Source organism: Reyranella sp. (assembly GCF_965228225.1).
GTDB lineage: Bacteria > Pseudomonadota > Alphaproteobacteria > Reyranellales > Reyranellaceae > Reyranella.
This window is the reverse complement of the sequence record NZ_OZ245801.1, coordinates 1744785-1769508: the sequence shown is the minus strand read 5'-3', so window position 1 is coordinate 1769508 and position 24724 is coordinate 1744785. Positions and strand designations below refer to the sequence as shown.

Annotated in this window: 25 protein-coding genes; 7 read left to right on the top strand and 18 right to left on the bottom strand. The window is 65.7% G+C overall.

Translation table 11 applies throughout. From position 1 onward, the window contains the following. Position 1 precedes the first annotated feature (1 nt). From ACO07K_RS08510 to ACO07K_RS08445, 14 genes are all read right to left on the bottom strand, one after another. Positions 2-1165: a glycosyltransferase family 4 protein gene (locus ACO07K_RS08510; protein WP_422035485.1), complete on the bottom strand. Its 1164-nt coding sequence runs from the start codon at positions 1163-1165 to the stop codon at positions 2-4. Further along, a complete protein-coding gene (locus ACO07K_RS08505; protein ID WP_422035484.1) occupies positions 1162-2454 on the bottom strand; it encodes a hypothetical protein in 1293 nt (430 codons plus the stop codon). The genes ACO07K_RS08510 and ACO07K_RS08505 overlap by 4 nt, the downstream gene beginning before the upstream one ends. Further along, positions 2451-3500, bottom strand: coding sequence for a glycosyltransferase (locus ACO07K_RS08500; RefSeq protein WP_422035483.1), 1050 nt, complete (start codon positions 3498-3500; stop codon positions 2451-2453). The genes ACO07K_RS08505 and ACO07K_RS08500 overlap by 4 nt, the downstream gene beginning before the upstream one ends. After that, on the bottom strand, positions 3500-4750 hold the full coding sequence (locus ACO07K_RS08495) for a hypothetical protein (protein ID WP_422035482.1): 1251 nt from the start codon (positions 4748-4750) through the stop codon (positions 3500-3502). Before ACO07K_RS08495 ends, ACO07K_RS08500 begins: the two co-directional genes overlap by 1 nt. Positions 4751-4761: 11 nt before the next feature. After that, the gene (locus tag ACO07K_RS08490; RefSeq protein WP_422035481.1) at positions 4762-6048 is read right to left on the bottom strand and encodes an ABC transporter ATP-binding protein; all 1287 of its coding nucleotides are present in this window, start codon (positions 6046-6048) and stop codon (positions 4762-4764) included. A 3-nt stretch (positions 6049-6051) separates the two neighbouring features. Continuing rightward, positions 6052-6894 (bottom strand): ABC transporter permease, encoded by an 843-nt coding sequence (locus ACO07K_RS08485; protein ID WP_422035480.1) that lies wholly within the window; start codon positions 6892-6894, stop codon positions 6052-6054. Next, on the bottom strand, positions 6891-7991 hold the full coding sequence (locus ACO07K_RS08480) for a glycosyltransferase family 4 protein (protein ID WP_422035479.1): 1101 nt from the start codon (positions 7989-7991) through the stop codon (positions 6891-6893). Before ACO07K_RS08480 ends, ACO07K_RS08485 begins: the two co-directional genes overlap by 4 nt. An 8-nt stretch (positions 7992-7999) precedes the next feature. After that, positions 8000-9835 (bottom strand): asparagine synthase (glutamine-hydrolyzing), encoded by a 1836-nt coding sequence (gene asnB / locus ACO07K_RS08475; RefSeq protein WP_422035478.1) that lies wholly within the window; start codon positions 9833-9835, stop codon positions 8000-8002. A gap of 15 nt (positions 9836-9850) precedes the next feature. Beyond that, positions 9851-11134, bottom strand: coding sequence for a sugar transferase (locus ACO07K_RS08470; RefSeq protein WP_422035477.1), 1284 nt, complete (start codon positions 11132-11134; stop codon positions 9851-9853). Between the two features lie 160 nt (positions 11135-11294). Continuing rightward, positions 11295-12791 carry an O-antigen ligase family protein gene (locus ACO07K_RS08465; protein ID WP_422035476.1) on the bottom strand — a complete coding sequence of 499 codons (1497 nt, stop codon included), beginning with the start codon at positions 12789-12791 and terminating at the stop codon, positions 11295-11297. Continuing rightward, positions 12788-13513 carry a hypothetical protein gene (locus ACO07K_RS08460; protein WP_422035475.1) on the bottom strand — a complete coding sequence of 242 codons (726 nt, stop codon included), beginning with the start codon at positions 13511-13513 and terminating at the stop codon, positions 12788-12790. The genes ACO07K_RS08465 and ACO07K_RS08460 overlap by 4 nt, the downstream gene beginning before the upstream one ends. 33 nt (positions 13514-13546) lie before the next feature. Further along, positions 13547-14542 (bottom strand): transglutaminase family protein, encoded by a 996-nt coding sequence (locus ACO07K_RS08455; RefSeq protein ID WP_422035474.1) that lies wholly within the window; start codon positions 14540-14542, stop codon positions 13547-13549. A 62-nt stretch (positions 14543-14604) separates the two neighbouring features. Then, entirely contained in the window at positions 14605-15402 is a 798-nt protein-coding gene (locus tag ACO07K_RS08450) for a phosphodiesterase (protein ID WP_422035473.1), read from the bottom strand. Continuing rightward, positions 15403-16071, bottom strand: coding sequence for a DUF2161 domain-containing phosphodiesterase (locus ACO07K_RS08445; RefSeq protein ID WP_422035472.1), 669 nt, complete (start codon positions 16069-16071; stop codon positions 15403-15405). A gap of 28 nt (positions 16072-16099) precedes the next feature. Between ACO07K_RS08445 and ACO07K_RS08440 the strand changes: the two genes are divergently transcribed. Genes ACO07K_RS08440 through ACO07K_RS08420 form a run of 5 tightly spaced genes read left to right on the top strand, consistent with a single transcriptional unit; the run spans position 16100 to position 20415 of the window. Next, positions 16100-17473, top strand: a complete 1374-nt coding sequence (locus ACO07K_RS08440) for an amidase (protein WP_422035471.1) — start codon at positions 16100-16102, stop codon at positions 17471-17473. Positions 17474-17495: 22 nt separating this feature from the next. Then, positions 17496-17756 (top strand): hypothetical protein, encoded by a 261-nt coding sequence (locus tag ACO07K_RS08435; protein ID WP_422035470.1) that lies wholly within the window; start codon positions 17496-17498, stop codon positions 17754-17756. A gap of 56 nt (positions 17757-17812) precedes the next feature. Continuing rightward, positions 17813-19021 carry a winged helix-turn-helix domain-containing protein gene (locus ACO07K_RS08430; RefSeq protein ID WP_422036642.1) on the top strand — a complete coding sequence of 403 codons (1209 nt, stop codon included), beginning with the start codon at positions 17813-17815 and terminating at the stop codon, positions 19019-19021. Between the two features lie 25 nt (positions 19022-19046). After that, positions 19047-20174: an amidohydrolase/deacetylase family metallohydrolase gene (locus tag ACO07K_RS08425; protein ID WP_422035469.1), complete on the top strand. Its 1128-nt coding sequence runs from the start codon at positions 19047-19049 to the stop codon at positions 20172-20174. Between the two features lie 4 nt (positions 20175-20178). Next, positions 20179-20415 (top strand): hypothetical protein, encoded by a 237-nt coding sequence (locus tag ACO07K_RS08420; RefSeq protein ID WP_422035467.1) that lies wholly within the window; start codon positions 20179-20181, stop codon positions 20413-20415. A 178-nt stretch (positions 20416-20593) separates the two neighbouring features. On the opposite strand, the gene egtD is transcribed toward ACO07K_RS08420, so the two are convergent. The 3 genes from egtD to ACO07K_RS08405 form a co-directional block, all read right to left on the bottom strand. Beyond that, on the bottom strand, positions 20594-21553 hold the full coding sequence (gene egtD / locus ACO07K_RS08415; RefSeq protein ID WP_422035466.1) for an L-histidine N(alpha)-methyltransferase: 960 nt from the start codon (positions 21551-21553) through the stop codon (positions 20594-20596). Then, entirely contained in the window at positions 21550-22734 is a 1185-nt protein-coding gene (egtB, locus tag ACO07K_RS08410) for an ergothioneine biosynthesis protein EgtB (RefSeq protein WP_422035465.1), read from the bottom strand. The genes egtD and egtB overlap by 4 nt, the downstream gene beginning before the upstream one ends. Positions 22735-23562: 828 nt before the next feature. Next, complete coding sequence (locus tag ACO07K_RS08405) at positions 23563-23730, bottom strand: DUF1328 domain-containing protein (RefSeq protein WP_422014754.1); 168 nt, start codon at positions 23728-23730, stop codon at positions 23563-23565. Between the two features lie 130 nt (positions 23731-23860). Here ACO07K_RS08405 and ACO07K_RS08400 point away from each other — a divergent pair, with 130 nt between their 5' ends. After that, the gene (locus ACO07K_RS08400) at positions 23861-23989 is read left to right on the top strand and encodes a hypothetical protein (protein WP_422035464.1); all 129 of its coding nucleotides are present in this window, start codon (positions 23861-23863) and stop codon (positions 23987-23989) included. A gap of 12 nt (positions 23990-24001) precedes the next feature. After that, entirely contained in the window at positions 24002-24397 is a 396-nt protein-coding gene (locus ACO07K_RS08395; protein WP_422035462.1) for a DUF2177 family protein, read from the top strand. Here the strand turns inward: ACO07K_RS08395 and ACO07K_RS08390 are convergent, their stop codons facing one another. Then, entirely contained in the window at positions 24398-24673 is a 276-nt protein-coding gene (locus ACO07K_RS08390) for a GNAT family N-acetyltransferase (protein ID WP_422035461.1), read from the bottom strand. It abuts the gene before it with no gap. Positions 24674-24724: the final 51 nt, after the last annotated feature.

Here is a 24724-nt window from a genome sequence, read left to right as displayed (position 1 = left end):
CCTATCCGAGTCGCGCCAGCGAGAAAATCCGCGGCTTCGAGGACACCATCGGCGGCCCGCGCGGGGGAATACAGGCTACGCGCTCCTCGAGCGCACGGACCGTAGCGGCACGATCGAAAGCGAGGACAGAATCAATGGCGGCAGCCAGCGCACCTGCGTCGCCAAGCGGGGCAACCGCGCCCGTGATGCCGGGCCGGATCAGATCGGGCCCGCATCCCACCGTGTCCGAAACCACGGCCGGAATGCCGCAAGCCATCGCCTCGTTGACCACCAGGCCCCAGGTCTCTACGGCCATCGACGGCAGGACGAGGACATCGGCCGAAGCATATACGGCCGGCAACTTGCTCTGATTTACGAAGCCCAGGAATCGCACATCGACTCTGCCCGCACGGGCCGCGTCTTGCATCGGCTCCCGCAGGTCCCCGGCCCCGGCGATGACGAGCTCGACGGGCCGTCGCTCCGCGGCCAGCCGCGCCGCAGCCTCGATCAGATCCATCGGCCGTTTGCTCTCCACCAACCGGCCGACGAACAGCACGCGCCTGCGGCTGCCACCCTGGCCTGCGGCGGCTCGATCGCGCGACGCCGCGCTTGCCGTCACAAAGGCGTCGTTATCGACACAGTGGGGGGAGAAGAACAGGCGGCCCGGCGGAACGCCGTAATGTTCGAGATACTGGCGATTGCGCTGACCGACATAGAGGCAGGCGTCGAACCGCTTCAGTACATGCGGAAAGACCACGCCCTTGACCCTTCCAACGACGCCGCCTCGCTGCCCCGCGAGCTGCGAATCGCCTCGCACCATCACAGGAACACCAGCGCGCCGGCACGTCATCACCGCCTGCCAGTAGGAGCGCAGCGACCAGCCCGGCACGACGAAAGCGTCGAAATGGCCGGCCGCAATCCGGTCGGCGATCTCGGGCGTGCTGCAGCCGAAAAACGTCTGGGTCGACGGCGTGTCCGCCACGTTCGCGAGGAAATGACTCTCGTAGCCGGACAGGAGATCGACGTCCCAGTCGAAGGCGACGCCATAGCCGGCCTGCCCCTGCCCGCTCGCATCCTGTCGGTGGGCAAAGAAGACGGTGAGGTCGCAACGACGTGCGAGCTCGCGAAAGATCGGCGCGTAGTACTGGATCGGATGGCTGACCAGGAAGCCGACGCGCCGCCTCATGCGCGCGCCGTCCGGGCATAGGCTCGATCCAGCGCTTCCGCGAACAGACGTGTCGATTCGCGCGCCGAGTATCCCTCGAAGACGCTCCGATCGACCAAGGCCGGCTGATAGCTCGGACGCGCGATGAAACTTCGAAGGGATTGCGCCACCATGTCCGGCGCCGGCAGTTCCGCCTCGGTCAGGGTCAACACCTCTCCGACGTGGGCGGAGCGGATCATGCTCACCGCCGTGCTGTCGCGGTGCAGCAGCGCGAAGACCGGCCGCTCGGAGAGCATTGCCTGAAAGACCTTCGACGGCGTGTAGTGCGGCTCGGTCGAACCCAGCACCAGCACGGCGCTCGAATGCATCAGATGGTTCAGCGTATCGACATAGCCGATGCGATGCGGATGCTCGTCGACCATCTCCTCGACGCCCGCCGCCCGAGCGCGCGGCAGGACGCGATGGCCATTGGCATCGTCGGGTGAGCTGCCCGTGCCCACGAAATGGACGCGAAGCCGCGCGGCGAGGTCCGGCGCGGTCTGTCGCAGCCGGTGCAATCCAGCGAGGAAGGCATCGAGCACGACGAGTCCTGCCGGCAGCAATGCACCGGCATAGATCATGTGCAAGCGCCCGTCCGCGGGGTCGAACAGAAAGGGTGCGCGTCCGAGACGGCGCACCAGCTCATAGTCTTCCGGCGCCGCGCCCATCGGCATGTAGGCCAGCTCCGACCGCGCCGCGACCTCGGGATTGCGGGCCAGCATGCCGGCGACATAACCGGGTGCCATGGCGGTAATCAGCGCAGCATCGCGCACCGACCAGGGTTCGAGGAGTTCGGCCAGGCGGTTCGAAGCCCAGGCGCGACTGAAGCGGCGCTCCTTGCCCGTCCATGGGTTGACCCAGGGGTCTTGATAGTCGATGCCGAATGGCAATCCGGTGCGCAGGTGCACAAGCCGGCCGACCGGCGCGAGAAAATTGGAGGGGATCGTGACCATGACGAAGTCTATCTCGCCCGCCCTCGCCATCGCCCTCAGCGCGCGATAGCAACCCGCAAAAGACCGGATGCCGATGTCGCCGACCACCCGCACGGGATGGGTCGACAGAGTCCTGGCATGCACGATCCTGAGACCAGGAGCCACCAGCCGCTCGAGGTCGGGATCGGGCCGCTCCTCGTACTTCGCCGGGTCGCCTGTGACGACGATCGGGTCCCAGCCGAACTCCGGCAGGTAGCGCGACCACAGGCGAGCCCGTTGCGCGCCCACGAGATTGCTCGGCGGAAAGTGTCCGCTAACCAGGGCCAGGCGCCGGGTCATGATCGCGCCAGACGGGCGCGCACCTTTGAATAGAGGTCGACGTAACGCTTCACCACGGCATCGGCCGAGAAGTGGTCGACGGCACGACGGCGACACTCGGCCCGGTCGAGCGTCTCGACGCGCTCGACGGCAGCGCAGCCTTCTTCGATGGACTCAATCAGGAAACCATCGACCCCGGGCCGGACGATCTCCGGCAGCGCGCCGCGCGGACATGAAACGACGGGCGCACCACAGGCCAGAGACTCGGCGAAGACGATGCCGAACGGTTCGTCCCACTGGATGGGCACGACCATCGCCCGGGCCGCGCCCAGAAGGGCGTTCTTCTGCACGTCATCGACCGGCCCGACATACTCGATGCCGCCCTTGCCGATCTCTGGCGCGATCTTCTCGCGCCAGAAGCGGCCTTCCGGATCGTCACGGTCGGAATGATTGCCCGCGATGATCAGACGCCGCCCGGTGCGACGCGCGATTTCGATGGCCCAGTGAGCACCCTTGATCTCTTCGACTCGACTGAGGAAGACCAGTGGCGCACCGTCCGGCACGACCGCTCCCAGCGACAGCCCTTCGGTATCGGCGAAGTTCGGAATGCCGTGCCATTCGCCGCCTGCCGCACGGCCGCGACGGGCGATGTATTCGCTGCAGCCCGTGAAGGTGATGCGTCCGGGAGCGGCCAGCCTGACCGCGAGACCGACGGTACGAGGCGTCGGCTCGCGCTGGAAGGACATGACCAGTGGGATCCGACCGCGCAAGAGCGGCAGCAGATAGGCGATGCGCGAGAAGCTGTGGGCCACGTCCGGCTTGAAAGTTCTCACGGCCCGCGAAAGCGCGATTGTGTTCAGCACCGTATCGCGCCGCGACAACGAGCTCGATCCCGGCCAGGCGAAGAAGGCGTCAGTGGGACATTGGGAGCCGCTCCGCGCCACCAGTCCGACCGTGTGGCCGGCGGCCCGCAGCCGGCGGACCAGCACATCGACGATGCGCTCGATTCCGCCATAGAGACGCGGCGGCACTTCGATCTCGGGATCGGCCGTCAGCAAGAGACGCATCAGTTCCCCCTCTCCCGTCGCGCGAAGGCGGCGGCCACTGATTGCAGCAGCACGTTCTGTTCCCGGTCCCAGTTGTAGCGTTCGCGCCCCAAACGCCACGCGAGTTGCGAAGCCTCGGCCAGCCGATCCGCCGAGGCAAGCGCGTCGAGGGTCAGAGCCAGGCTCGCCGGGTCGTCCAGACTGCAGAGCCGGGCCGCCGGGCCGAGATCCGGCGCCAGGAGCCTCTGCGCCGGCGTGTCGCTCATGACCACCGGCACGCCTGCCAGCAGGTAGGTGAAGATCTTGTTGGTGAGGCAGATACGACGGTTTTCGCTGACCTCCGTCTCCAGCGACAGGCCGACATCATAGTCGGCCGCCAGCCGGACCATTTCGGAGGGAGCCGCCATCGGCAGGAGCCGCACCCGATCTCCAAGCCCGAGCGAAGCGGCGAGCGCGATGAGCGCATCGCCATGTCCCCACCGATTGCTGCCCCTGATGTCGAGCGTCACGCGCGTTTTGGCCAACGACATCGCCTTGATGAACGCCTGCAGGCCGCGGTCGAGTCCGATCGTCTGCGAAAACCAGTACGCTCGCAAACGCCCGGCTTCCTCCGAGCGGTGCGCGGGCCGTCGATGAGCCGGCGCCATCGCAAGCGGAAAGACGTTCAAGACCGTCGCCGGGCACCCGAGGCCGTAGCGCTCCGCGTAAGCCCTGCCGATCAGGGGCGCGGCCGCCGTCATGTGCGCGCACGACGCCAGGATGGCCTCCTCCACGGTCCGGATCATCCTCATCCGGAACTCATCGCCCGGCGCATCCGTCCCCTCGCCCGAATGGAAATCCTCGGCGTCGAAGCCGATGAGCGCGCCATGGCGCCGCGCGGCACACGCCACCGCCGGAAGGGCCGCCACATAATGCGCGATATAGAGATCCGCCGGCACCTCGGCTGCACGCCGCATGAGGGCGCCGACAGGAGTGCGGGCGCTCAGCGCCGCTATGCTCACAGGTATCCGGACGCCCAGGATCGAGAGAATCCGGGCAAGACGCTCGAAGGCGCGCGCCCTGACGCCATCGCCGCGCGAGCGAGGAACCCGAATGACCTTCCAAGGCGCGGCGGCCTCGATCTGATCGTCGGCCGGTCGCAGCACTTCGTTGTAGTCGCAGACGATCGCCGTGACGTCGTAGCCGGCGCCATACAGCGCGTCCGCTTCCTTCAACACCCGCGGATTGGAGGCGAGATTGCCGGGACTGACGATGCAAACCGCGCGGCGCATTGGATCGGCGGTCAGCCTAGCTCCGGCGATTTCGGCTCGATGCCGAGCGACGAGGCGAGTTGCATCGCGATGATGCCTTGCCCGAGACTCTGCTTGAAATCGTAGGCGATGCCGCCCGGGCTCGAAGCCGAAACGCTGAAGGGAATTGCGTTGGCGACGGCGTGGTCGACGACGATGGTCAGCGAATTCGTCGAAATATCGAAGCTGTACTCGCCCGAGGCCAGGAACAGCGGCTGGAGACTCAGCGTGCAAACATGGCGTCCGCGGTTCGGAAGCGGTGTCTGGGAGAATATGGTCGACGAATAGAATCCCACGGGCAGGTTGTTTGCGTCGCGAAGTTGAAGTTCGAGCGCTAGACCAGGCATGTCCGTCGTCTCGACCTCGATCCGGAGATTGAACGGTGTTCCCGGCTCGTAGAACTCTGTGGGCAGTCCCTGCGCATCGAGCAGTTCGGCCGAGAGGATCGCCGAATGGTGGCCGCGTCCCCAGTCCCGCTCGACCTTGCCCTTGCTCAAAGAGGCCGAATAGCGGGCGATGGCGCTATCGATCGCCCCATCGAAGATGACCTGCCCGCCCTTCATGACGATGCCGCGCCGGGTGAGCGCCGCCACGGCTGCGAGATTGTGACTGACGAACAATACGGTCCGCCCGGCGCTGGCGACCGCGGACATGCGGTCCATGCAGCGCTTCTGGAACTCTGCGTCGCCGACCGCCAGCACTTCGTCCACGAACAGGATTTCGGTTTCGAGGTGGGCGGCCACGGAGAAGGCGAGCCGCATGTACATGCCGACGGAGTAGCGCTTGACGGGCGTGTCGATGAACTTCTCGACGCCGGAGAAGTCGACGATCTCATCAAACCGCGCCAGAACTTCCTGCCGCGTCATTCCGAGAATGGCGCCATTCAGGAAGATGTTCTCACGCCCCGTCAGCTCCTGATGGAAACCGGTGCCGACCTCGAGGAGGCTGGCGACCCGTCCGTTGAGCTCGACGCGCCCCAGCGTTGGCTCGAGGATGCGCGACAGGATCTTGAGCAGGGTGGTCTTGCCGGCTCCGTTGTGGCCGATGATGCTGACGACTTCCCCGCGCTTGATCTCGAAATCGACGTCGCGCAGCGCCCAGAATTCCTCGATCTCGTCGCCTTCGATGACGGCACGACCGCGCAGCATGTCCGCGCCGCGACGCACCAGGCTCCGGGCGCTGCGCACCAGCGCCTCACCCAGGATCGCGGAGTACTCGCGCTTATGCCCGATGATGAATTTCTTGCCGAGTTTCTCGGCGCGGATGACGACGTCGGACATGGCTCAGATCAGATCGGCGAAGCCGCGCTCGGTGCGGCGGAACGTGTGAATGCCCAGCCAGAGCATGCCGGCGGCCACCATCATACTGACCGCAAATCCCGGCAGATGCAGCGGGCTGGCGCCACCGAGAATGGCCCAGCGAAAGCCGTCGATCACGCCCACCATGGGGTTCATGCTGTAGAGAAGCTGCCACTCCGGTGGCACGACCTTGGCGGAGAAGCCGACCGGCGAGACATAGAGCCCTATCTGCACGACGAAGGGGATGACGAAACGGAAGTCGCGATACTTGACGATCGTCGCGGCCGCCCAGAGCGCCGGGCCGAGGGCCACCAGCAGGGCCAGCACGACGAACACAGGCAGCAGCAGGATGTGCCAGTCGGGCATCATTCCATACCACGCCATGACCCCTGCCAGGATGAAGAGACTGACACCGAAGTCCACCAGAGCGACCATCACCGTGGAGAGGGGAATGATGATCCGCGGAAAGTAGACTTTGCTCACGAGTTGCGAATTCGTCAGCACGCTGTTTGACGCGTCGGTCAGGATCGAGGTCGCGAGCGTCCAGGGAAGTAGGCCTGCGAAGACCAGGATCGCATAAGGCGCGTTACCCTCGGTCGGCAGCTTTGCCAGTTGGCCGAACACCACCGTGAAGACGATCATCGTCATGAACGGCCGCACGAAGGCCCAGGCCACGCCAATCACCGTCTGCTTGTAGCGCACCGAGACGTCGCGCCAGGCCAGGATGAAGAACAGCTCCCGGTACCGCCACAGATCGCTCCAATACTGACGGTCGGCACGTCCGGCTTCGAGGATGAGCCGCTGGGAAGGTCGATCGCTGCTAATCATAGGCCGGAAGTCATACGACGCGGTTGGGCCGTCAAGCGAGCAGAGAGTGCGCGCGCGGCGGCGGCAAAATGGGCGCGTCGATAGGGCTCGACGGCCGCCGGATCGGCCCGGCCCCGGTGCAGTTGCTGCAAGATCGCCGCCAGCAGCGCGGGCCGGTCGGCTGGATCGACGATGGTGCCGACGCGCTCGTCTGGAATGGCGTCGGCAGTACCACCGCCTTTGCCGCCGACGACCCGCAGGCCGCAGGCAGCGGCCTCGAGGTAGACGATCCCGAAACCCTCTTCCGTGCTCGGCATCACGTAGAGATCCGCCAGACGATAGAGATCCGGAAGGTCGGCATCAGGCACGAAGCCAAGGAAGCGCACCGCACCGGGAGCCTTCTGTTCGGCGATCGCCGCGAGGCGAGGCCGGTCATCGCCGTCTCCCGCGACCAGGTGAACCAGGTCAGGGAACTGCGCGCGCAGATCGCCAAGAACACCAAAGATCGCTTCATGCCCCTTGTAACGCTCGTTCGCCGCAAGCCGTCCGACAGTCAGCAGGATCGGGCCCTTGCCGAGCCCCAGCCTGTCGCGCAGCGCCGGCGATGGCGGTCCAGGGGTGAAGACGTCCTGTACCGTATCGGGCAAGACCCGCACCCGCTCGGGCGGCAGGTCGACCCAGGCCAGCAGGACGCGGCGCGTCTCGCGGCTGACGGTCGTCACCAGGTCTGCATACTCGATAAGCCGCCGCACCAGGCCACGACGGTCCTTCCAGACGTCGGTGCCATGGGCTTGCACCCAGTAACGTGCGCCAAACATGCGGGCGAGCAGGAAGCCCAGGGGCGCCATGAAGACGTGACCGCAGAACACGGTATCGAAGGGCCGGAAGCGCCAGGCGGCGACGATCGCCGCCAGTGAATACCTCAAGCGCCCGAAGATTGCTGGAGTCTGGCGCACGCCGGGCGGTAGCCCCTTACCGCCCGCATCCCCATGACGTGGCAGGACCAGGATCTCGGTGCGGCCGTCGGCGAGGGCCTCGAACAGGTCCTGATTGTAACGCGCGATACCGCCGCGCGCGCCATAGCAGTCGCCGACGAGAGCAAGGATGCGAGATCCCATCGTATCGCTCAGGCCGCAGCCGGCCCGGCCCAGCCGGCGCGCCAGATCTCACGTGCCCATGCCCGCGACGCCGCCGAAAGATCGATGCCCTGCTGCGGCGGCGCACCACTCGCCTCGCGCAGCCATCGACCGACCGGTGTCGAGAAGCCGGTCTTGCGCCGGTGACGGACCTCATCCGGGAGTGGCGGTTCGGGGACTTCGGCGATCGCGTCCTTGGCATTCACGCCGGCCAGAACCGGACCCGCAGGCAATGCGGACAGGAAGAAGGCGTCGACGAACGGCACCCGAATCTCGACGCCATGAGCCATGCCCGCCCAGTCCGCATCGCGCAGAAGCTGGTTGCGCATGTAAAGCGACGTCTCGAGCGCAGCCACCCGATCGAAGTCGCCGAGCGCAGGGCCGGTCCCGATCGCCGCAGCGATGCGGCTGAGCGGCGCCAGGCGACGCATCCCCTCCTCGGCCAGCGCGGGATCGAGCACCTCGTCGAGTTCCCAGGGCATGTAGACGCCGCGCCGCAGAAGATAGGCACCCGCCCAGCTGCCACCGTACTGCAGTACCCCGGCGGCCTTGGGATGCAGACGCAACCCGGCAGCGATCGCCCCCGAGAGACCACGCCGCACCAGCGCCCCCAGACCCGGAACCCAGGACACCGGCCGCAGCCAGTGGACGCTGCGCGGTACGTCGGTAAAGGACGGATAGCCACCAAAGCACTCATCGGCGCCCAGGCCACTCAGCGCGACCTTGATCCCGGCTTCGCGCGCAGCCTTGGCGACAAACCAGGTGTTGATGCCGTCCACCGTCGGCAGATCCATCGCGTCCAGCAAAGCGGGCAGATCGCGCTCGAACTCCGCCCGGCCGACGGTCCGCACAATGTGGCGCGCGCCGTATCGCGCCGCGACCTTCGCCGCCAGCGGCGCCTCGTCGAGCGGCTGCCCCTCGAATTCCTGGAATCCCAAGGTCACGGCGGTGATGTCGCGTACACCGAGCGCGCTCATCGTTCCGAGCAGCGCGCCGGAATCGATGCCGGCCGACACGAATACCGCGACCGGTACGTCTGCAATGAGGTGATGCCGAACGGAATCGCGCACCGCCTCGGCGATGAGCGCGCGCGCGTTCTCCGCCCTTCCGGTCGATGCCGCTCGCTCGGTCAGCGCGGTCGCGACGTCGTAGTAGCGCAGCGGCATGCCCGGGCCGGTGGCGTCCACGGTGAGCGTGGTTCCGGCCGGCAGTGACTGGATGCTGCGCCACACCGTGAAGGGTTCGGGCACGCTGCCGAAAAGATGGAAACCCACGATGCCGGCAGGGTCGGGATCGCGCGACACCGCGCCGCCCGCCAGCAACGCCTTGGCCTGGGACGCGAAGCGCAGGGTCCAGCCATCATCGGCCCAGTAGAGCGGCTTGATGCCGAGAGGGTCGCGCGCGAGGAGCAGCGTCCTCTTGCCCGCATCCCACAGGCCGAAGGCGAACATGCCCCGGAGCCGGCCGACCATGGCCGCCCCGTACTCCGCGTACAATTGCAGGAGGACTTCAGTGTCGGATTCACTGCGAAATGTGCGACCCGCCGCCTGCAGCTCGGCGCGCAGCTCGCGATAATTGTAGATCTCTCCATTGAACGTGATCGTGAACCGGCCGTCGGCGCTGCGCATCGGCTGCGCCCCCCCCTCGGACAGATCGATGATGGCCAGCCGCCGATGGCCGAATCCGGTGCGACCCTCGTCGCTCAACCACAGGCCGCTGCCGTCGGGCCCCCGCGAGATCATGCGCTGGTTCATGCGGACGAGTTCGCCCCGGTCCACCGGCGGCGCCACGTCGAGATAGGCGTGTATCCCTGCAATGCCGCACATGATGTTCGCCCGATCCTAACGCGCGCCGGTGCCGCGGAGCACCACGGCGAAGGTCCTGAGCACGATGACCAGATCGAGCCAGAGCGAGCAATGCTTCAGATAATAGAGGTCGTATTCGAGCTTGGACCGCATCGCGTCGGCTTCGTAGGCATAGCCCTGGTTGACCTGAGCCCAGCCGGTAATGCCGGGCCGCACGATGCCACGCAGGGCGAAGTACTCGATGTCGCGGACGTAGCCCTCTTCGAGCGAGGCGGCCTCGGGCCGGGGGCCGACCCAGCTCATGTCGCCTTTCAGGATATTGAAGAGTTGCGGCAGCTCGTCGAGTCGGCAAAGCCGCAGGAAATGCCCACTGCGCGTGATGCGCGGGTCGGCCGACGTCGTGAAGCTGGGCCCGGGCACACCGACGAACATGGTCCGGAACTTGATCATCCGGAACGGCCGCCCGCGCCGACCGATGCGCGTCTGCAGAAAGAAGACCGGCCCGGGACTGTCCAGCCGCACGATCAGGGCCACGACCGCCAGCACTGGCAGGAAAAGGGGCAACAGGAGAACGGTCAGGCCCCATTCGATCGCTCGCCGGACGACCAGATACTGGCGCGACGGCAGGAGCGAGCCGAATTCGTTGGGCGACAGGCCGCTGAGCGGCGTCCGGCCCGTCATCGTCTCCACAACATATCGCCTGTCCAGCACCGGCACGCCGGCAATGGCGGCGTCAGCCAGTGCCGCGAGCGTCCCCTCCTCGAGCTCACCGCCAAGGTCCGCGACGATCGCATCGACCCTGAGGCCGCGACGACGGACATCGTCGAAGTCGAGCCAACGGCATGTCGGGAGCTTCGGCATCGCGGCAATTGCGGACCGCGGTGTCACGGCGTAGTTGCGGACGAGATACCGCGCCCGGAGTTCCGCGATCACCGCCATCCACAGCACCGTTAGGATGCCGCTTCCGAACAGCTGGACGCGCGAATAGTCGAGACGCAGGAGGAGCAATACCGCGGCGATCAGCGCATAGGTGATGACCGCCACGGGTGCGACGTGCGCGACATTGAGGCCGGCGCCGGGAAAAGCCTCGAGCCTGCGGCCGCAATACCAAACCGTCACGTAGGCAACGACCGTCACGAGGATCGTGAGTTCCGAAGCGTCGAAAGGGCCGATGAAGGGTTCGTCGTTCGCATAGATCGGAATCGGCAGTACAACGCAGAAAAGGAACCCTAGGGCCGCGTCGACCCAGGTTTCGATGAAGCGCTGAGGCGCCGACCGCATGCGCGGCGTGGCGGTCGTCCGGCGATCGGCGGAAGACATACCGACCCCGGCCGTGACATCTCTTTGCACGCCGATTCCCATTATTGGTTTCGGGCCGCCTCCCCAAGAAACGGCCAGACCCACAACCAAGCTACGCGCAAAGCCCCCCACTTGGATTTGCGCACCCGACGCCATAATTGCATTCGAAATGCTTATTATGTCAATAGCCTTCGGGCGTCACACTGGCCTCCACGCCGTCCCTCCGACCGAAGGACTGAACCCAGCCCATGCCGAGCAGAGCCGCCGTCATGAACCCAATGGCTGGTATCTGCAGGCTGAAATCGACAAGGGAATGCAAAATGGAGACGGCAGCAGCGGAGAATGCCGCCACCGGAAGGTAACGCCGCGAGGTCCGGCGCCGCAACGCTCCGCGGAGGCAGACGACCCAAGGCAGCAACACCACCAGAAATGCCGGGATGGCCGCGATCACGCCCAGTTCCACGATGGTCTCCAGCGGTGTGGAGTGCGCGACGTCATTGGGCTGCAAGCTGTCAGACGGCTGCAAGAGCGCGAAGATGTCGCCGAAGCCGCCCAGCCCCCACCCCAGCCACGGCGATAGTCCAATGGCCTGGAAGGCTGCCGACCAGATGCGCAGCCGCGAAGTATCGTCGGACGCTGCCGCGAATTTGGCGATCAAGGCATTGCCGGCAATGATCCCCACGACCAGGACGGCCGCAATCCCGAGTACGAACACCGCGCGCCCTCTGGTGGGCGACCTCCAACGTCCCCTCGCCATGAGCAGGCCGAAAATGAGCATTCCGGCCACCGACGCGCCCGCTCCCGCGCGCGATGCCGAGATCAGCAGCCCGCCCAGCATCAGCAGCGAGCCCGACAGGAGGACGACGCGAGGTATGGTAAGCCAGTCGATGAGGCGGACCTCCTCCTCTTCGCGGTATCCGTAGCTCAAGGAGTGCTTCTTACGCTCTCCTCCGAAGAGGAGTGCGAGGGCCGCCACCGCACACATACCCATGTAACAGGCGAAGGAGTTGCTGTTCACGAAGGTACCGCCCATCAGGCAGCGGTCGCCGGAGTTGAACTCGAATTGCTTGCGCAGATAGCTGCCGAGGTAGCAGGAGTTGGTCGAAACCTGCATGGCAATGCCGTAACTCACGACCAGCACGCCGCTCGCTACGAGCGCCACGAGAGACCATCTGGCATTTTTGCGGTCCCGGCACAGCGAGCGCGCGGTCAGGAAGATCAGCGCGCAGGCGAGGCATTTCAGCAGCGAATTGCGGGCCGCGTCGGCGGCGATCGCTGGAATGGGCACATGGGCCTCGCCCAGGATTTCAGCGGCGCGAGCGAACATCCAGGCGTCGGCGGTGAGCGGCGTCCACGTCGTGGTCTGCCAGATCGAAAAGCCGGCAAACAAAAACCAGCAGCACACCAGCAACAGCAGAGGGCCGCGCTCCGCCGCCGGAACCCGATACCCGTCGCGCGTGCCAACGCCCAGCGCGACAGGCACAGCCATCAGGCCGAACAAAATAGAAAGCGGTGCCCACGCCCAGTCCCGATTTGCGCCCATGGGCAAGGCGGCGAACCCGACCAGACCGAAGAACAGGAAGACGGACCCCTTGTCGATCGCGCGACGGGCCACGCCCCGCCAGTCGCCCCCCTTGGATGCTTCCCCTGCCTCGCCGCTCTCGTGCACCCGTCTCATTCGGTTTTGCTCCGGCGCTCCTCCAGCAGACGCGAGAGCGCCTCCTGCGCACCAGCTTCGTTGCGTACGTAATAGCGGACAAAAAGCTCATCGATGGGGGTGCGAATCGCATCCGCGAACCAGGCGTGACCGGCCGAAAGCTGCCAGGTCCGAGCGACGTAGCCGGCCACCTTCTCGCGCTGAGAAACGGTCAGAACCTGCCAATGATCGAGGATCAGTCTCAATCGCGCCGGCCAAAGGGGCAGAAGCATAGGGGCGGTGTCGATCGACATCAGCAGCGGAGCGAGGGATCGCTGTGACGGCCCCTCGAGAGCCATCCTGACGGATGCGAGCCTCAGCCATCCGACACCGCGGGCGGGATCGTTGCCCAATCCGAATGTGAGATCGTCCTGCGCGCGCATCAGCCATTCGCCGCGCTGCCTGTCGGTCGGCGTGAAACGCGGCGAAAGGGCCGCGCCGGCCAGCAACTCGGACCGCTGCAGATGACGAGTGGCAGTGGGATCGGTCTCGACAGCGCGGTCGAGCGCCTCGAGTGCATTCAAAACCGCGACGAGCGAGATCTTGTGATTGAGACGAAGCGCCGTGGTCGCCGCATCCGCCTGCTGTGCCTGCAGGGCACTCTTCGCCACCGGCCAGACGAGCCAAACGAGAAGCACTCCGCCAAGGCCGAGCAGCGCTCGTATCAGCGCTTCTATCGAAATGCCCAGAAACGCCCCCCGCATGATTGGGCACTCAACCGCTGCGGCGCCACCATGTCAAAGGGCTTGCGTCGGCGGTTCCTGAGCTTCCGGTGTCGGTGCCGGCGCGGGGGATGGCATGGGAGCCTGCGACGGTCCGGTTTCCAGCGGCACCGAAGTCTCAGGGACGGGCACCGGCGACAGTGTCCGCACCTGTACGTCGACCATGGCGTTGACCGTCACGTCAGGCGAGCCCGTGAAGCTGCCCTTGATCGGCATCGCCTGCTCGGGATCGCGGGCGACGGCCACACGGATCAGACGCTCGCTGCCGACGATGCCGTTGGTGGGGTCGAACTCCACCCAGCCGGCCCCCGGCAGGTAGACCTCCATCCAGGCATGAGGATAGGCATGTGTCGTCGCCTCGCCCGGCGCGGCGTCGAGTGCGGGATCGTAGAGGTAGCCCGTGATGAAACGGGCCGCGAGGCCGAGCGAGCGGCAACATTCGATCATCAGGAGAGCATAGTCCCGGCAGGTTCCGCCGCCCGTCTCGAGCGTAACCGCCGGAAGCTGCGTCCCGGGCTCGAAGCGCATGGCGTATTTCAGCTTATCCTGGATACCCATGCAGAGCCGCTTGAGCAGGGAGAAGGTATCGTTTCCGCCCTCGCCTTCCATGAACTGCTTGGTCCAGGTGGCGACGCTCGAGTTGGGATCCGGATACGAGCGCTCGACGTAACGCGCGAGATCCGGTGCCTCTTCGGATGCGTAGCTGAACGGCAAGGTACGCGCGAATTCCTCGATCGGCGGCAACTCAGGGGGCACGCCGAAATGCTCGAGCTCGATCGTGCTGACGAGTTCCAGGATCTGGGTCGTGCCTTCGAAGGCGGCAATGGCGATCGAATTGCCGAACGGGTCGTGGATCCACCGGACCTGCGCGGCGGGTGCGATCACCAAACCGGTGTGGAGAAGACGCAGGTCATGGCTGTCGCGGGGCCGGAACATCAGCCGGTGGTCGCCGAGCGTCACCGGCTCGGAATACTCGTAGCGAGTACGGTGGACGATCTCGAGGGTGCGCATCAGGGCGGGATAATGCCCGAACGGCCGACCGGTTGCACCCGTGCGGATCCATATTGTTGCAATCAGGCGAAGGGATAAGGCCCCGGGAACGTTCCGATCGGAACGACGTGAGAGACGAGACCTCTCCCCACCCGCCAGTGATGCAGCAGCATCGCCGGCGGCTCGATGTATGAGGCGGGTCTAGCGTCGGCGCGAAGCTGCAGGGCGATCGCCGTGGTGGTGGACGGCGCGGTACACAGGACCGTGCCGCCGAAGCGCATCTGCATGACGCGATGGACATGGCCGCAGAGGATTCGCTCGACCTGGGGATGACGCGCGATGACGGCGGCGAACCTGTGCCCTTCCCGGCAGTCATACGGATCCATGTAGGGAATACCGGTGGCGAAGGGCGGCTGATGCATCATGACGATCGTCGGCCGCAGCGGCTCCTCTGTCAGCACGCGATCGAGCCAGGCGGCACCCTCGTCGCTCACGGCGCCGTGATGCAAACCTGGCAAGGTGACGTCGAGGGCCACGATGCGCACGGCGCCGCGGTCACCGACCGCATAGTGGATCGGGCCTTCGGCCGGCAGCCACGGTTGTCCGCTGAAAGCCCGTCGAAAGGCCTCGCGCTCGTCGTGATTGCCGGGGATCGCCAGCAGCGGGACGTCGAGGTCCGCGAGCATCCGCGAAAGCGTTGCGTATTCCTCCCCCTGGCCATGATCCACCAAGTCGCCCGTCAGCAGCAACAGATCGGGCCGCGGATCGAGCGCGTTGACCTGCGCGATCGCTGTCGCGAACTGCGCGTTGGAATCGACCACGCCCTGGTAGAGCACGCCCTCGGGACGGACATGGGGATCGGACAAATGGGCAATCAGCATCTAGTCTGCCTTCCGGTCGAACTGCGCCAGCCCCTGCCGCCCTTTCGGCGTGATCGCATAGACACCGCGCTCCACCCGCTCGAACCAGCCATAGACATCGGCTTGCAGGATCTGGGCCGCCTTGGGCGCCCGACCGGACTCGCGCAACGCCGCCACCTTCATCGGCCCGTTCGCCGCCAGAAGCTCGGCACAGCGCAGCGCCTCCTGCCGGTACGCCGTCATCAATGGCGCCCGCATCGCCTGGCCGCCGAGATTGGGATCGCCGACCCGACGCGCGTGCTCGCCCAACAGGCGCCCCGCCTTTCGCTTGTTCGGGCGCGGCGTATAAGGAACGGGATCGAGCACCACGTCGGCCTTGCCACTGGCCACGACGATGAAGCCCAGCCCCAGCCGGCGGCAGAGCTTCTTCACATTCTTCATCTGCTTGGGCCACTGGCCGACCGCCAGATAGACGAGTTCGCTGAGCGCCAGCCGGTCGACGCCCTGCAGGACCAGCCCCAGACCGAAGGTCCGCTTCAGTTCCACCACGACGGGTGGCTCCGCACCGCGGATTCCGACCACGTCGCAGCCGCGTACCTCGCCCTTGACGACGTACCCCTGCCCTTCGAGGAGCACCTTCACGGGCGCATAGAGGTCGCTCTCCAACGTCATGGCGGCGCAGGCTATCATGCACCTCTGTTGGGTGAATGAGGAAAACATGACCGAGTTGCTGGATCAGGGCGCCGCCGCCATCGCCGCCGCCGTGCGGGCGGGCAAGACGAAGGCCCGGGACGTGGCCGAAATGGCGATCGCCCGCGTCGAGGCGCGGAACGGTCAACTCACCGCGATCGTCGACTTCGATCCGGCCGAGGCCCGCGCGGCCGCGGACGCGGTCGACGCGAAGTGCAAGCAGGGCTTCGATGGTCCGATCCTCGGCGTCCCCTACACCGTGAAGGACACGACCTGGGTCGCGGGCCGCACGGTCACCAACGGCTCGCTGCTCTACAAGAACTTCAAGCCGCCGCGCGATGCCCTTGCGGTCGAGCGGCTGAAGGCCGCGGGTGGCATCTTCCTCGGCATGACCAACACGCCGGAAATGGCGGCCAAGGGTCACACCGAGAACAAGGTCTACGGCCCGTCACGTCATCCGATGAATCCCGCCCTGACGCCGGGGGGCTCCTCGGGCGGCGCCGCGGCGGCGCTGGCGGCGGGTTTCTCGCCCATTGCGCTGGGGACCGATGGCGGCGGCTCCGGCCGCCGCCCCGCCTCGCATTGCGGCGTCGTCGGCCTCAAGACGTCGGCCGGCGCCATCCCGTCTCCGTTCGGATTCGGTGGTGCCTATGGTCCGCTCTACGGCGTGACGGCGCCGATGGGCCGCACGGTCGCCGACGCCAAGGTCGGCTTCGAAGTGATGGCCGGTCCCGACCGGCGCGACCCGCATTCCGTAGCGCTGCTCGACGTCCCGCCGCCCAGCGCCCCGCGCATCGCCGTGAGCCCGCGCCTCGGCCTTGGCGTTGCGGTCGATCCCGACGTCATGACGGCGTTCGAAACGGCGGTCGCGAAGCTGCGTGCTTCGGGCTGGCGTATCGAGGAGGCGGATGTGACCTGGCCCGACGAGACGAGCGAGACCGCGTTTTCGGCCGTTAACGGCGCAGCCTCCGCCCTTCTCTACGGCGAGCGGCACGCCGCCGACAGCGAGCTGTTCGGCGAAAACATTGCCGGCCTGATCGAGCGCGGCCGCTCCGTGCCAGGCACCGACGTCGTCGCGGCCTTTCGCTTCGCCGATGCGTGCGCGCGCGCCGTCGCGCAGTTCTTCACAGAGTACGACTATCTCCTGACCCCGACGACGGCGTGTGTGTCGTGGCCCGTCGAACACGTCCACCCCAGGATCATCGGGGGCAAGCAGGTCGGGCCGCGCGGCCACGCCGCGTTTACCCCTCTGTTCAATCTCGCCCTCGTGCCGGCGATTTCCGTGCCGTGCGGCAGCGGCCGTGATGGCCTCCCCGTGGGCCTGCAGATCGTCGCGCCGCGCCTGCATGACCGGCCCCTTCTGGCGATGGCCCAACGGGCCGAAACGGCGCTGGCCCGATAGCATTGCAAGCAGCGCTCGTCCCATGCAGCTGACCGAAATACTGATCGTCGTCGGCGTCGCGTTCGTCGTGGCGGTCGCCATCCGGGTGTTCCGCGCGCGCCAGGCGGCGCGCAATCGCGGCCCCGCCCATATCCACGAGGCATTGATGAAGCGTGCCGAATTGCAGGCCGAACACAGCCCGTTCCTCAGGAAGGTCGTGAACGAATTCAAGGCCAACGGGCACGTCTCGAACCGGCAGGCCGAAGCCGTTGCCAAGGCCTTAACGCGGCTCGAACGCCCTTGAACGCCGTTATCCCGTGGCGGGCGCGGCGACGAGGGGATTAGGGTGGTGCCGTGTCCTTGAAATTGAAACTAAGTGCCGCGTCCGCCCGGCGGATCGCGCTGGCGGCGCAAGGCTTCGGCATCGGTCGACCCGACGGCACCGTCAACCGTGGCCATGTGAAGCGAATCATCGACAGGCTGGGCCTGCTGCAGATCGATTCGGTCAACGTGCTTGCACGGGCGCACTATCTGCCACTGTTCTCGCGACTGGGTCGTTATGACAGCGCGCATCTCGACGGGATGGCCTGGGGCAGCCGCAGTCGCCGTGGCCTGTTCGAATTCTGGGCCCACGAGGCTTCGCTGCTGCCGCTGGCCTTGCACCCGCTGCTGCGTTGGCGCATGGCGCGCGCCCTGGAAGGCACCAGCAAAGGCACGCTGCAGCAGTTTCGTCGCGAGAAGGCCACCTACATTGAGGACGTCCGCCGGCAGGTCGAGGCGCGCGGTCCCCTCGCCGCCTCCGAGCTCGCCGATGGTGGAGCAAAGCGCGGCCCCTGGTGGGGATGGAACGACGGCAAGCTGGCGCTCGAATGGCTGTTCTTCGCCGGCATCGTCACCACGGCCACGCGACGCGGCGCGTTCGAGCGCGTCTACGACCTCTCCGAGCGTGTCCTGCCGGCCGAGATTCAGTCATTGTCGACGCCCTCGACGGACGAAGCACAGCGCGAGTTGTTGCGACTCTCGGCCCGGGCGCTGGGCATCGCGACCGAGTTCGACCTGCGAGACTATTTCCGCCTTCCGGTCGCCGACACCAAGGCGCGCCTGGCCGAGCTCGTCGAGGCCGGCGACCTGCTGTCGGTCGACGTCGAAGGCTGGAGCCGGCCGGCCTATCTGGACCCGGCCGCCCGTCAGCCGCGCCGGATCGAAGCGCGCGCCCTGCTCGCGCCGTTCGATCCGCTGATCTGGGAACGCGACCGCACGGAGCGGATCTTCGATTTCTTCTATCGCATCGAGATCTACACGCCGGTCGCCAAGCGCAAGCATGGCTACTACGTCCTGCCCTTCCTTCTGGGCGACCGCCTGGTCGGCCGGGTCGACCTCAAGGCGGATCGGCCGAACTCGAAGCTGCTGGTGCCGGCGGCGCATCTCGAACCCGGCGTCGCGGCACGCGACGTGGCCGCGCCGATGCGCGAGGAACTTCGCCTGATGGCAGACTGGCTGGGCCTCGAAAACATGACCCTGCCTCGGGATGGGGATCTGGGACGCGAGTGGAGTAGGATGGGCAAGTGATGGGCGTTGGAAGGAAGAAGCGAGCATGAACGATCTGGTTCTCAAGGGCGGCCGCGTGATCGATCCGTCGCAAGGTATCGACCGTGTGACCGACATCGCCTTCAGCGGCGGCAAGGTTGCCGCCATCGGCGATGGCCTGTCAGGACAGGATACGCGCGACGTTGCGGGAAAGATCGTCTCACCGGGCCTTATCGACCTTCACACGCATGTCTACTGGGGGGGCACGTCACTCGGCGTCGAGGCCGAGCTGCTCGCGCGATCGGGCGGCGTCACCACCTTCATCGATGCCGGCAGCGCCGGACCCGGCAACTTCCACGGCTTCCGCAGGCACGTGATCGAAACGTCCCCGGTCCGGATCCTGCCGTATCTCAACGTCTCCTTCCCCGGGATCTTCGCCTTCTCCAAGTCGGTCATGGTGGGCGAGAGCGCCGACATGCGCCTGCTCGATGCGCGCGAGGCGGTCCGCGTTGCGCGCGAACACAAGGACCTGGTGCTGGGCGTAAAGGTTCGCGTCGGCAAATCGGCGAGCGGCGATTCGGGCATCATGCCGCTCGACATCGCGCTCGACGTCGCGGAGGAGACAGGCCTGCCGATGATGGCGCATCTCGACTCGCCGCCGCCCTCCCGCCATGAGGTCGTGAGCCGCCTGCGCCCGGGCGATATTCTCACCCATTGCTTCCGCCCCTTCCCGAACGCGCCGGTCCAGCCGGACGGTAAGGTGCGTGACGAGATTCTGGCGGCGCGCGAGCGCGGCGTTATCTTCGACATCGGCCATGGCGGCGGCTCGTTCGGCTTCGGCACGACGCGCAAGATGCTGGCCGCGGGTTTCCTGCCGGACGTGATCTCCTCCGACGTGCATGCGATCTCGATCGAAGGCCCGGCCTTCGACCTCCTCACCACCATGTCGAAGTTCCTCTGCCTGGGTGTCGACCTCGCGACCGTCATCAAGCTCGCCACCGTCAATGCCGCCGCTGCCATCAGGAGGCCCGACCTCGGCACGCTGAAGGTCGGCAGCGTCGGCGAAGCCACCTTGATCGACCAGGCGACCGGGACATTCGACTATGCCGATTCGATCGGCGAGAAACTCACCGGCGACAGACGGCTCCTGTCGGCCGGGGTGATTCTTGCGGGCCGCTGGTGGCACCCCCTGTAAGCCGATGACCGGCAAATCCCCCGCCTCTCCTGCCTGCCTGGCCCGTGAAGCCGATGACGCCTACATGGGCTTCGCGACACGCGCAGAGATCGTCCGCTTTCTGACGGATCTCGAGGCCGCTCCGTCGGCGGAAAAGGTCAAAATGATTCGACAGATGCTTCCCAAAATCCGGGATGACATGCTGCACGCGGAGCTAGGTTCCCGTCTCGAGACGTTTGAGTCCGATTTATCAGAGACTTAGCCATTGAGAGGATAATTTTCGGTGGCTGGCAACCATTCGGGACAAGGCGCCGTTGGTCCTGCATGGTTGGATAATTGGTGTTGCCTCTGCCCCCGCTCAGCGACACCTCTCTCCCCGTCCAACCGATCCAAGCCCGCTCCCGACTCATCATCGGGGGCGGGCTTTCTCGATTTGGGGGCTATTTCAGAAAGGCGACAGCGAACAGCCGCGACGGATCAGTCCACGACGCGGCGACGGAAAAACCGCCCTGTCGCGCCAGCTCGGCGATTTCGGTTTGGTCGTACTTGTACGAATATTCGGTATGGATGCGTTCGCCCTGGGCAAACTGGAATCGGCTGCCCGCGATGGTGACCATCTGGTCCCTCAAGCTGCGGAAGTAGATTTCGATGCGACCCGCCGCTTCGTTGTACGATGCGTCATGCGCGAAAGCCGAAAGGTCGAAGGTCGCCTCCAGCTCGCGATTCATGCGGCGCAGCAGGTTCAGCGTGAACTGAGCCGTGACGCCCGCCCTATCGTTGTAGGCGTCGTGCAGCCACTGAGGATCCTTCTTCAGGTCGACGCCCAGCACAAGCGCACCGTCCGGGCGCAGCAGGCGCCGCGCGCGCCGCAGGAACAGCACGGCCTCCTCCGGCATCAGATTGCCGATCGTGGAGCCGGGAAAGAAGCCTATGCGACGGGCGTCGCTGATCGTATCGGGCAGCGCATCGAGCGCCATGTAGTCGCCGGTCACCGGATCCACGCGCAGCCCGGGATAGTCCTCACGCAGACGCCGCGCCGTCGCCTCGAGGTGCCGGCGCGAAATGTCGATCGGCACATAGGCGTGCAAATCCGGCATTGCCTCGAGAAGCAATCGGGTCTTGACGCTAGAACCACTCCCATACTCCACCAGCGCACAACCGCGGCCGCCAAGGCGCGCGATCTCCTGAGCCCGCTGGCGCAGGATCGCCGCCTCGGTACGAGTAGGATAATATTCCGGCTGCTCGCAGATCGCATCGAAGAGTGCAGAGCCCCGGGCGTCGTAGAGATACTTGGCCGGGATCGCACGAGGCGCCTCGGCAAGGCCTGCGAGGACGTCTCGACGGAAAGCGTCGAGGTCGGCCCGCTCGCCCTCGTCCATCGCCAGAAGCGGCACGTTCATCGAAGATCCTCCGCGAGTCGAATTCCGCCGAACATCCATCGGGCGTCAGGCGGGAAGAAATTGCGATAGGTCGAGCGGACATGCCCGGCGGACGTTGCCGCACAGCCGCCGCGCAGCACCATCTGGTTGGCCATGAACTTGCCATTGTACTCGCCGACGGGACCGGCGGGTTCACGATAGCCGGGATAGGCGATGTAAGGACTAGCCGTCCATTCCCAGACCTCGCCGGTGCCCTCGATACTGTCGGCGGCAATCTCCCACTCTGCTTCGCGCGGGAGCCGCTTACCGGACCATTTGGCAAAGGCCGCCGCTTCGAAGGCACTGACGTGACAGACCGGCCGGTTGGGATCGACCAGTTCGAGCCCCGACAGCGTAAAGACGTGCCAAGCGCCGTCCCGCTTCTCCCAGTAGAGAGGCGCCTCCCAATCGCGCTGCTTCACGCAATCCCATCCGGCCGAAAGCCAGAATTCTGGCCGGCGGTAGCCGCCATCCTCGATGAAGTCGAGATACTCGCCGCAACTCACGGGGAGCATTGCCAGAGCGAAGGCGTCGAGCCAGCAGCGATGGCGCGGCCCCTCGTTGTCGAAGGCGAACCCCCGGCCATCGTGACCGGTCTCGACGAGACCGCCTTCGAATTCACGCCAGGATAGCGGAGGGTCGGTGTGCCTCGTAGCGGGACGCGCGCTACGATAGGCCGGCCGCAGTGGATTCATCGACAGGGCATGCTTGATGTCCATCAGGATTAGCTCCTGATGCTGCTGCTCGTGATGCAGACCAAGTTCGACGAGTTCCTGGGCGGCATGATCTCCGCCCAGGAAGTCGAGCATCGCCGCCGTCACGTGATGGCGATATTCCAGCACTTCTCCGACGCCGGGGCGCGTGATCAGGCCTCTTTGGGGACGCGGATGTCGCGGCCCTACAGCCTCGTAATAAGAGTTGAAGAGGTATTCGTAGCTCGGGTCAAAAACTCGATAACCGAATGCGTGCGGACGAAGCACGAATGTCTCGAAGAACCACGTCGTATGAGCGAGATGCCACTTGGTGGGACTGGCGTCCGGCATCGACTGGACGGTCTGGTCCTCCGGTGAAAGGGGCGCCGCCAGCGCCTCGGTACGGGACCGGACACGCTGGAAGGACTGGAGATCGTGCGACTGCACGGCAAGCATCAACGGTTTCGGCACGGTACCTCCGGTGGGCTAACGTGGGGTCGCGCAGATCGGTTGCAAGGGTGTTACCCGACGCTCACCCTGCAGCGTCTGCTCGTGAAGATGAGGGAAGCAAGTGCCGATTTGCGATAGCGGCCCGTGGCGCGCTCAATATTTCGAGAACGTGGACTGCCCTGCGGACGTCTTCATACCAACTGAGGATTCGGACGCCTGGCTGTGGAAGCCGAATTATCGCTGGGTTTACGACAAGCGACGGTCGCGACACGCCAAGGCCTGCCCGCCGCGCCCCATGGCACATATGTGGATGCCGCTTCTCGAAAGAGCACATGTCAGCAGCGACATGGCGTTGGTCGACGGCGAACCGCAGTAATGGGGTCACGCGAACGGCATCGCGGGCACCGACGGAACGTTCGATTACTGGGAGGTCCATACGGGCGCCGAACCCGGCCAGAGGCCTACACGGGTGCGTGGTCCCGCCAGCATCTGGGGTTTACACCGGCATGGCGAATCTGGAGACGATCCGCGACCTCATCATCGAAGTTCACTTGAGGTTTGCCGACCAATGGCCGGATCTCTACGGCCGGGGCTGGGTCGAAGCGCTTGTCAGGCTCCACGAGCGCGGAGACTGGACGTTCGACGACCACTCGAGAGGACTGGCTACAGCGTGGTCCTTTTCAGGCCGCACGGCCGCCCTAATGTGTCGAGCGTCCAGATCACCTTTCATCAAAACATGGCGCCGGAGCGCCGTGCCATGCCACCCGGTGGGTTCCGGGTGGCCATCGTCAATTGCTGGAATCTCGCTGCAGGACGGGACGCGCGCCGACTGCTGCCGGAACACTTCGCCTAGAGATTACGGCGCACGAAGCCCGCGAACAGGCTGACGACGAATAGCACGAGCGCGATCACGAACAAAATCTGCGCGATGCCCGTGGCGGTCGAAGCGATACCGCCGAAGCCGAAGATGCCGGCCAGCAGCGCAATCACAAGAAACATCAAAGCCCAATACAACATTTCGTCGCTCCTTCCGAGCATTGGCAGGGGTTGTGCAGGTAACGTTGGAGCGCGAGCGCCGGTTCCGCCGGGCAACCCTCCCTGTCAAGGCGGCGTTGGACTCTGCAACACCTACAAACACGGAGGTATTATGCAGCCCGATGTCACGCCTACCGACGCCCGTAGCGGCGTCGCCACCGGTCGCGTCCTGACCGTTCTCATCATCTCGTTCCTGGGTGCCGCCGGCGGCATGGGGCTGGCTTGGTATCTGCTGGGCTAGTAGGCTCAGCGGATGAAGACCCTGATGGCCAGTTACGCGGTAGCCTTGGGCGTACTGGCCGTCATTGACGCCCTGTGGCTGGGCGTCGTTGCGCGCGAGTTCTACAAGTCACAGCTCGGCGCCATGCTCCAGGACAAGCCGATCTGGGGCGTGGCCATTCTGTTTTATCTCGTGCACGCAGCCGGCATCGCCGTCTTTGCCGTTCCCCCGTCACTCACGGCCGGGACTTGGCCCAGCGCCCTGCTTTACGGCGCGTTTTTCGGGTTCTGCGTCTACGGGGCCTACGACTTCACGAACCTCGCGACCCTGCGCGGATGGCCATGGGCAGTCAGCGTAGTGGACTTGGCTTGGGGAACCGTCGCGACGGCGACGGCGACCGTGATCGCCTTTCTGGTCGTAAAGCCCTGATCAGCGCCCGCCGTCGTCATACTCCGGGTGGCGACGGACGTAAGCGACGACGAAACTGCAGGCCGGGACGATCTTGAAGCCCTGCTTTCGCGTGTCGTCCAGCGCCGCTTTGATGATACGCGCGCCGATACCCTTTCCCTCGTCTTCCGGCGGCACTTCCGTGTGGGTGAAGATCCGCGCATCACCCTGCTGTCGATAAGCCGCGATCGCCAAGCCATGCTCAACCGGCAGTTCGTATCGTTGTTGTGCGGCGTTGTGTGTAACGTCCATCTTCATCCCTTCCTGATCCCCGACGGTGCATCGATCAGCATTGCACCGTCGGAACGG

What these genes read in the sequence shown, in the direction of transcription:
- ACO07K_RS08510 (WP_422035485.1), bottom strand. Translation starts at nt 1,165, where the DNA reads ATGAGGCGGCGCGTCGGCTTCCTGGTCAGCCATCCGATCCAGTACTAC.
- ACO07K_RS08505 (WP_422035484.1), bottom strand. Translation starts at nt 2,454, where the DNA reads ATGACCCGGCGCCTGGCCCTGGTTAGCGGACACTTTCCGCCGAGCAAT.
- ACO07K_RS08500 (WP_422035483.1), bottom strand. Translation starts at nt 3,500, where the DNA reads ATGCGTCTCTTGCTGACGGCCGATCCCGAGATCGAAGTGCCGCCGCGT.
- ACO07K_RS08495 (WP_422035482.1), bottom strand. Translation starts at nt 4,750, where the DNA reads ATGCGCCGCGCGGTTTGCATCGTCAGTCCCGGCAATCTCGCCTCCAAT.
- ACO07K_RS08490 (WP_422035481.1), bottom strand. Translation starts at nt 6,048, where the DNA reads ATGTCCGACGTCGTCATCCGCGCCGAGAAACTCGGCAAGAAATTCATC.
- ACO07K_RS08485 (WP_422035480.1), bottom strand. Translation starts at nt 6,894, where the DNA reads ATGATTAGCAGCGATCGACCTTCCCAGCGGCTCATCCTCGAAGCCGGA.
- ACO07K_RS08480 (WP_422035479.1), bottom strand. Translation starts at nt 7,991, where the DNA reads ATGGGATCTCGCATCCTTGCTCTCGTCGGCGACTGCTATGGCGCGCGC.
- asnB (WP_422035478.1), bottom strand. Translation starts at nt 9,835, where the DNA reads ATGTGCGGCATTGCAGGGATACACGCCTATCTCGACGTGGCGCCGCCG.
- ACO07K_RS08470 (WP_422035477.1), bottom strand. Translation starts at nt 11,134, where the DNA reads ATGTCTTCCGCCGATCGCCGGACGACCGCCACGCCGCGCATGCGGTCG.
- ACO07K_RS08465 (WP_422035476.1), bottom strand. Translation starts at nt 12,791, where the DNA reads ATGAGACGGGTGCACGAGAGCGGCGAGGCAGGGGAAGCATCCAAGGGG.
- ACO07K_RS08460 (WP_422035475.1), bottom strand. Translation starts at nt 13,513, where the DNA reads ATGCGGGGGGCGTTTCTGGGCATTTCGATAGAAGCGCTGATACGAGCG.
- ACO07K_RS08455 (WP_422035474.1), bottom strand. Translation starts at nt 14,542, where the DNA reads ATGCGCACCCTCGAGATCGTCCACCGTACTCGCTACGAGTATTCCGAG.
- ACO07K_RS08450 (WP_422035473.1), bottom strand. Translation starts at nt 15,402, where the DNA reads ATGCTGATTGCCCATTTGTCCGATCCCCATGTCCGTCCCGAGGGCGTG.
- ACO07K_RS08445 (WP_422035472.1), bottom strand. Translation starts at nt 16,071, where the DNA reads ATGATAGCCTGCGCCGCCATGACGTTGGAGAGCGACCTCTATGCGCCC.
- ACO07K_RS08440 (WP_422035471.1), top strand. Translation starts at nt 16,100, where the DNA reads ATGACCGAGTTGCTGGATCAGGGCGCCGCCGCCATCGCCGCCGCCGTG.
- ACO07K_RS08435 (WP_422035470.1), top strand. Translation starts at nt 17,496, where the DNA reads ATGCAGCTGACCGAAATACTGATCGTCGTCGGCGTCGCGTTCGTCGTG.
- ACO07K_RS08425 (WP_422035469.1), top strand. Translation starts at nt 19,047, where the DNA reads ATGAACGATCTGGTTCTCAAGGGCGGCCGCGTGATCGATCCGTCGCAA.
- ACO07K_RS08420 (WP_422035467.1), top strand. Translation starts at nt 20,179, where the DNA reads ATGACCGGCAAATCCCCCGCCTCTCCTGCCTGCCTGGCCCGTGAAGCC.
- egtD (WP_422035466.1), bottom strand. Translation starts at nt 21,553, where the DNA reads ATGAACGTGCCGCTTCTGGCGATGGACGAGGGCGAGCGGGCCGACCTC.
- ACO07K_RS08405 (WP_422014754.1), bottom strand. Translation starts at nt 23,730, where the DNA reads ATGTTGTATTGGGCTTTGATGTTTCTTGTGATTGCGCTGCTGGCCGGC.
- ACO07K_RS08400 (WP_422035464.1), top strand. Translation starts at nt 23,861, where the DNA reads ATGCAGCCCGATGTCACGCCTACCGACGCCCGTAGCGGCGTCGCCACC.
- ACO07K_RS08395 (WP_422035462.1), top strand. Translation starts at nt 24,002, where the DNA reads ATGAAGACCCTGATGGCCAGTTACGCGGTAGCCTTGGGCGTACTGGCC.
- ACO07K_RS08390 (WP_422035461.1), bottom strand. Translation starts at nt 24,673, where the DNA reads ATGAAGATGGACGTTACACACAACGCCGCACAACAACGATACGAACTG.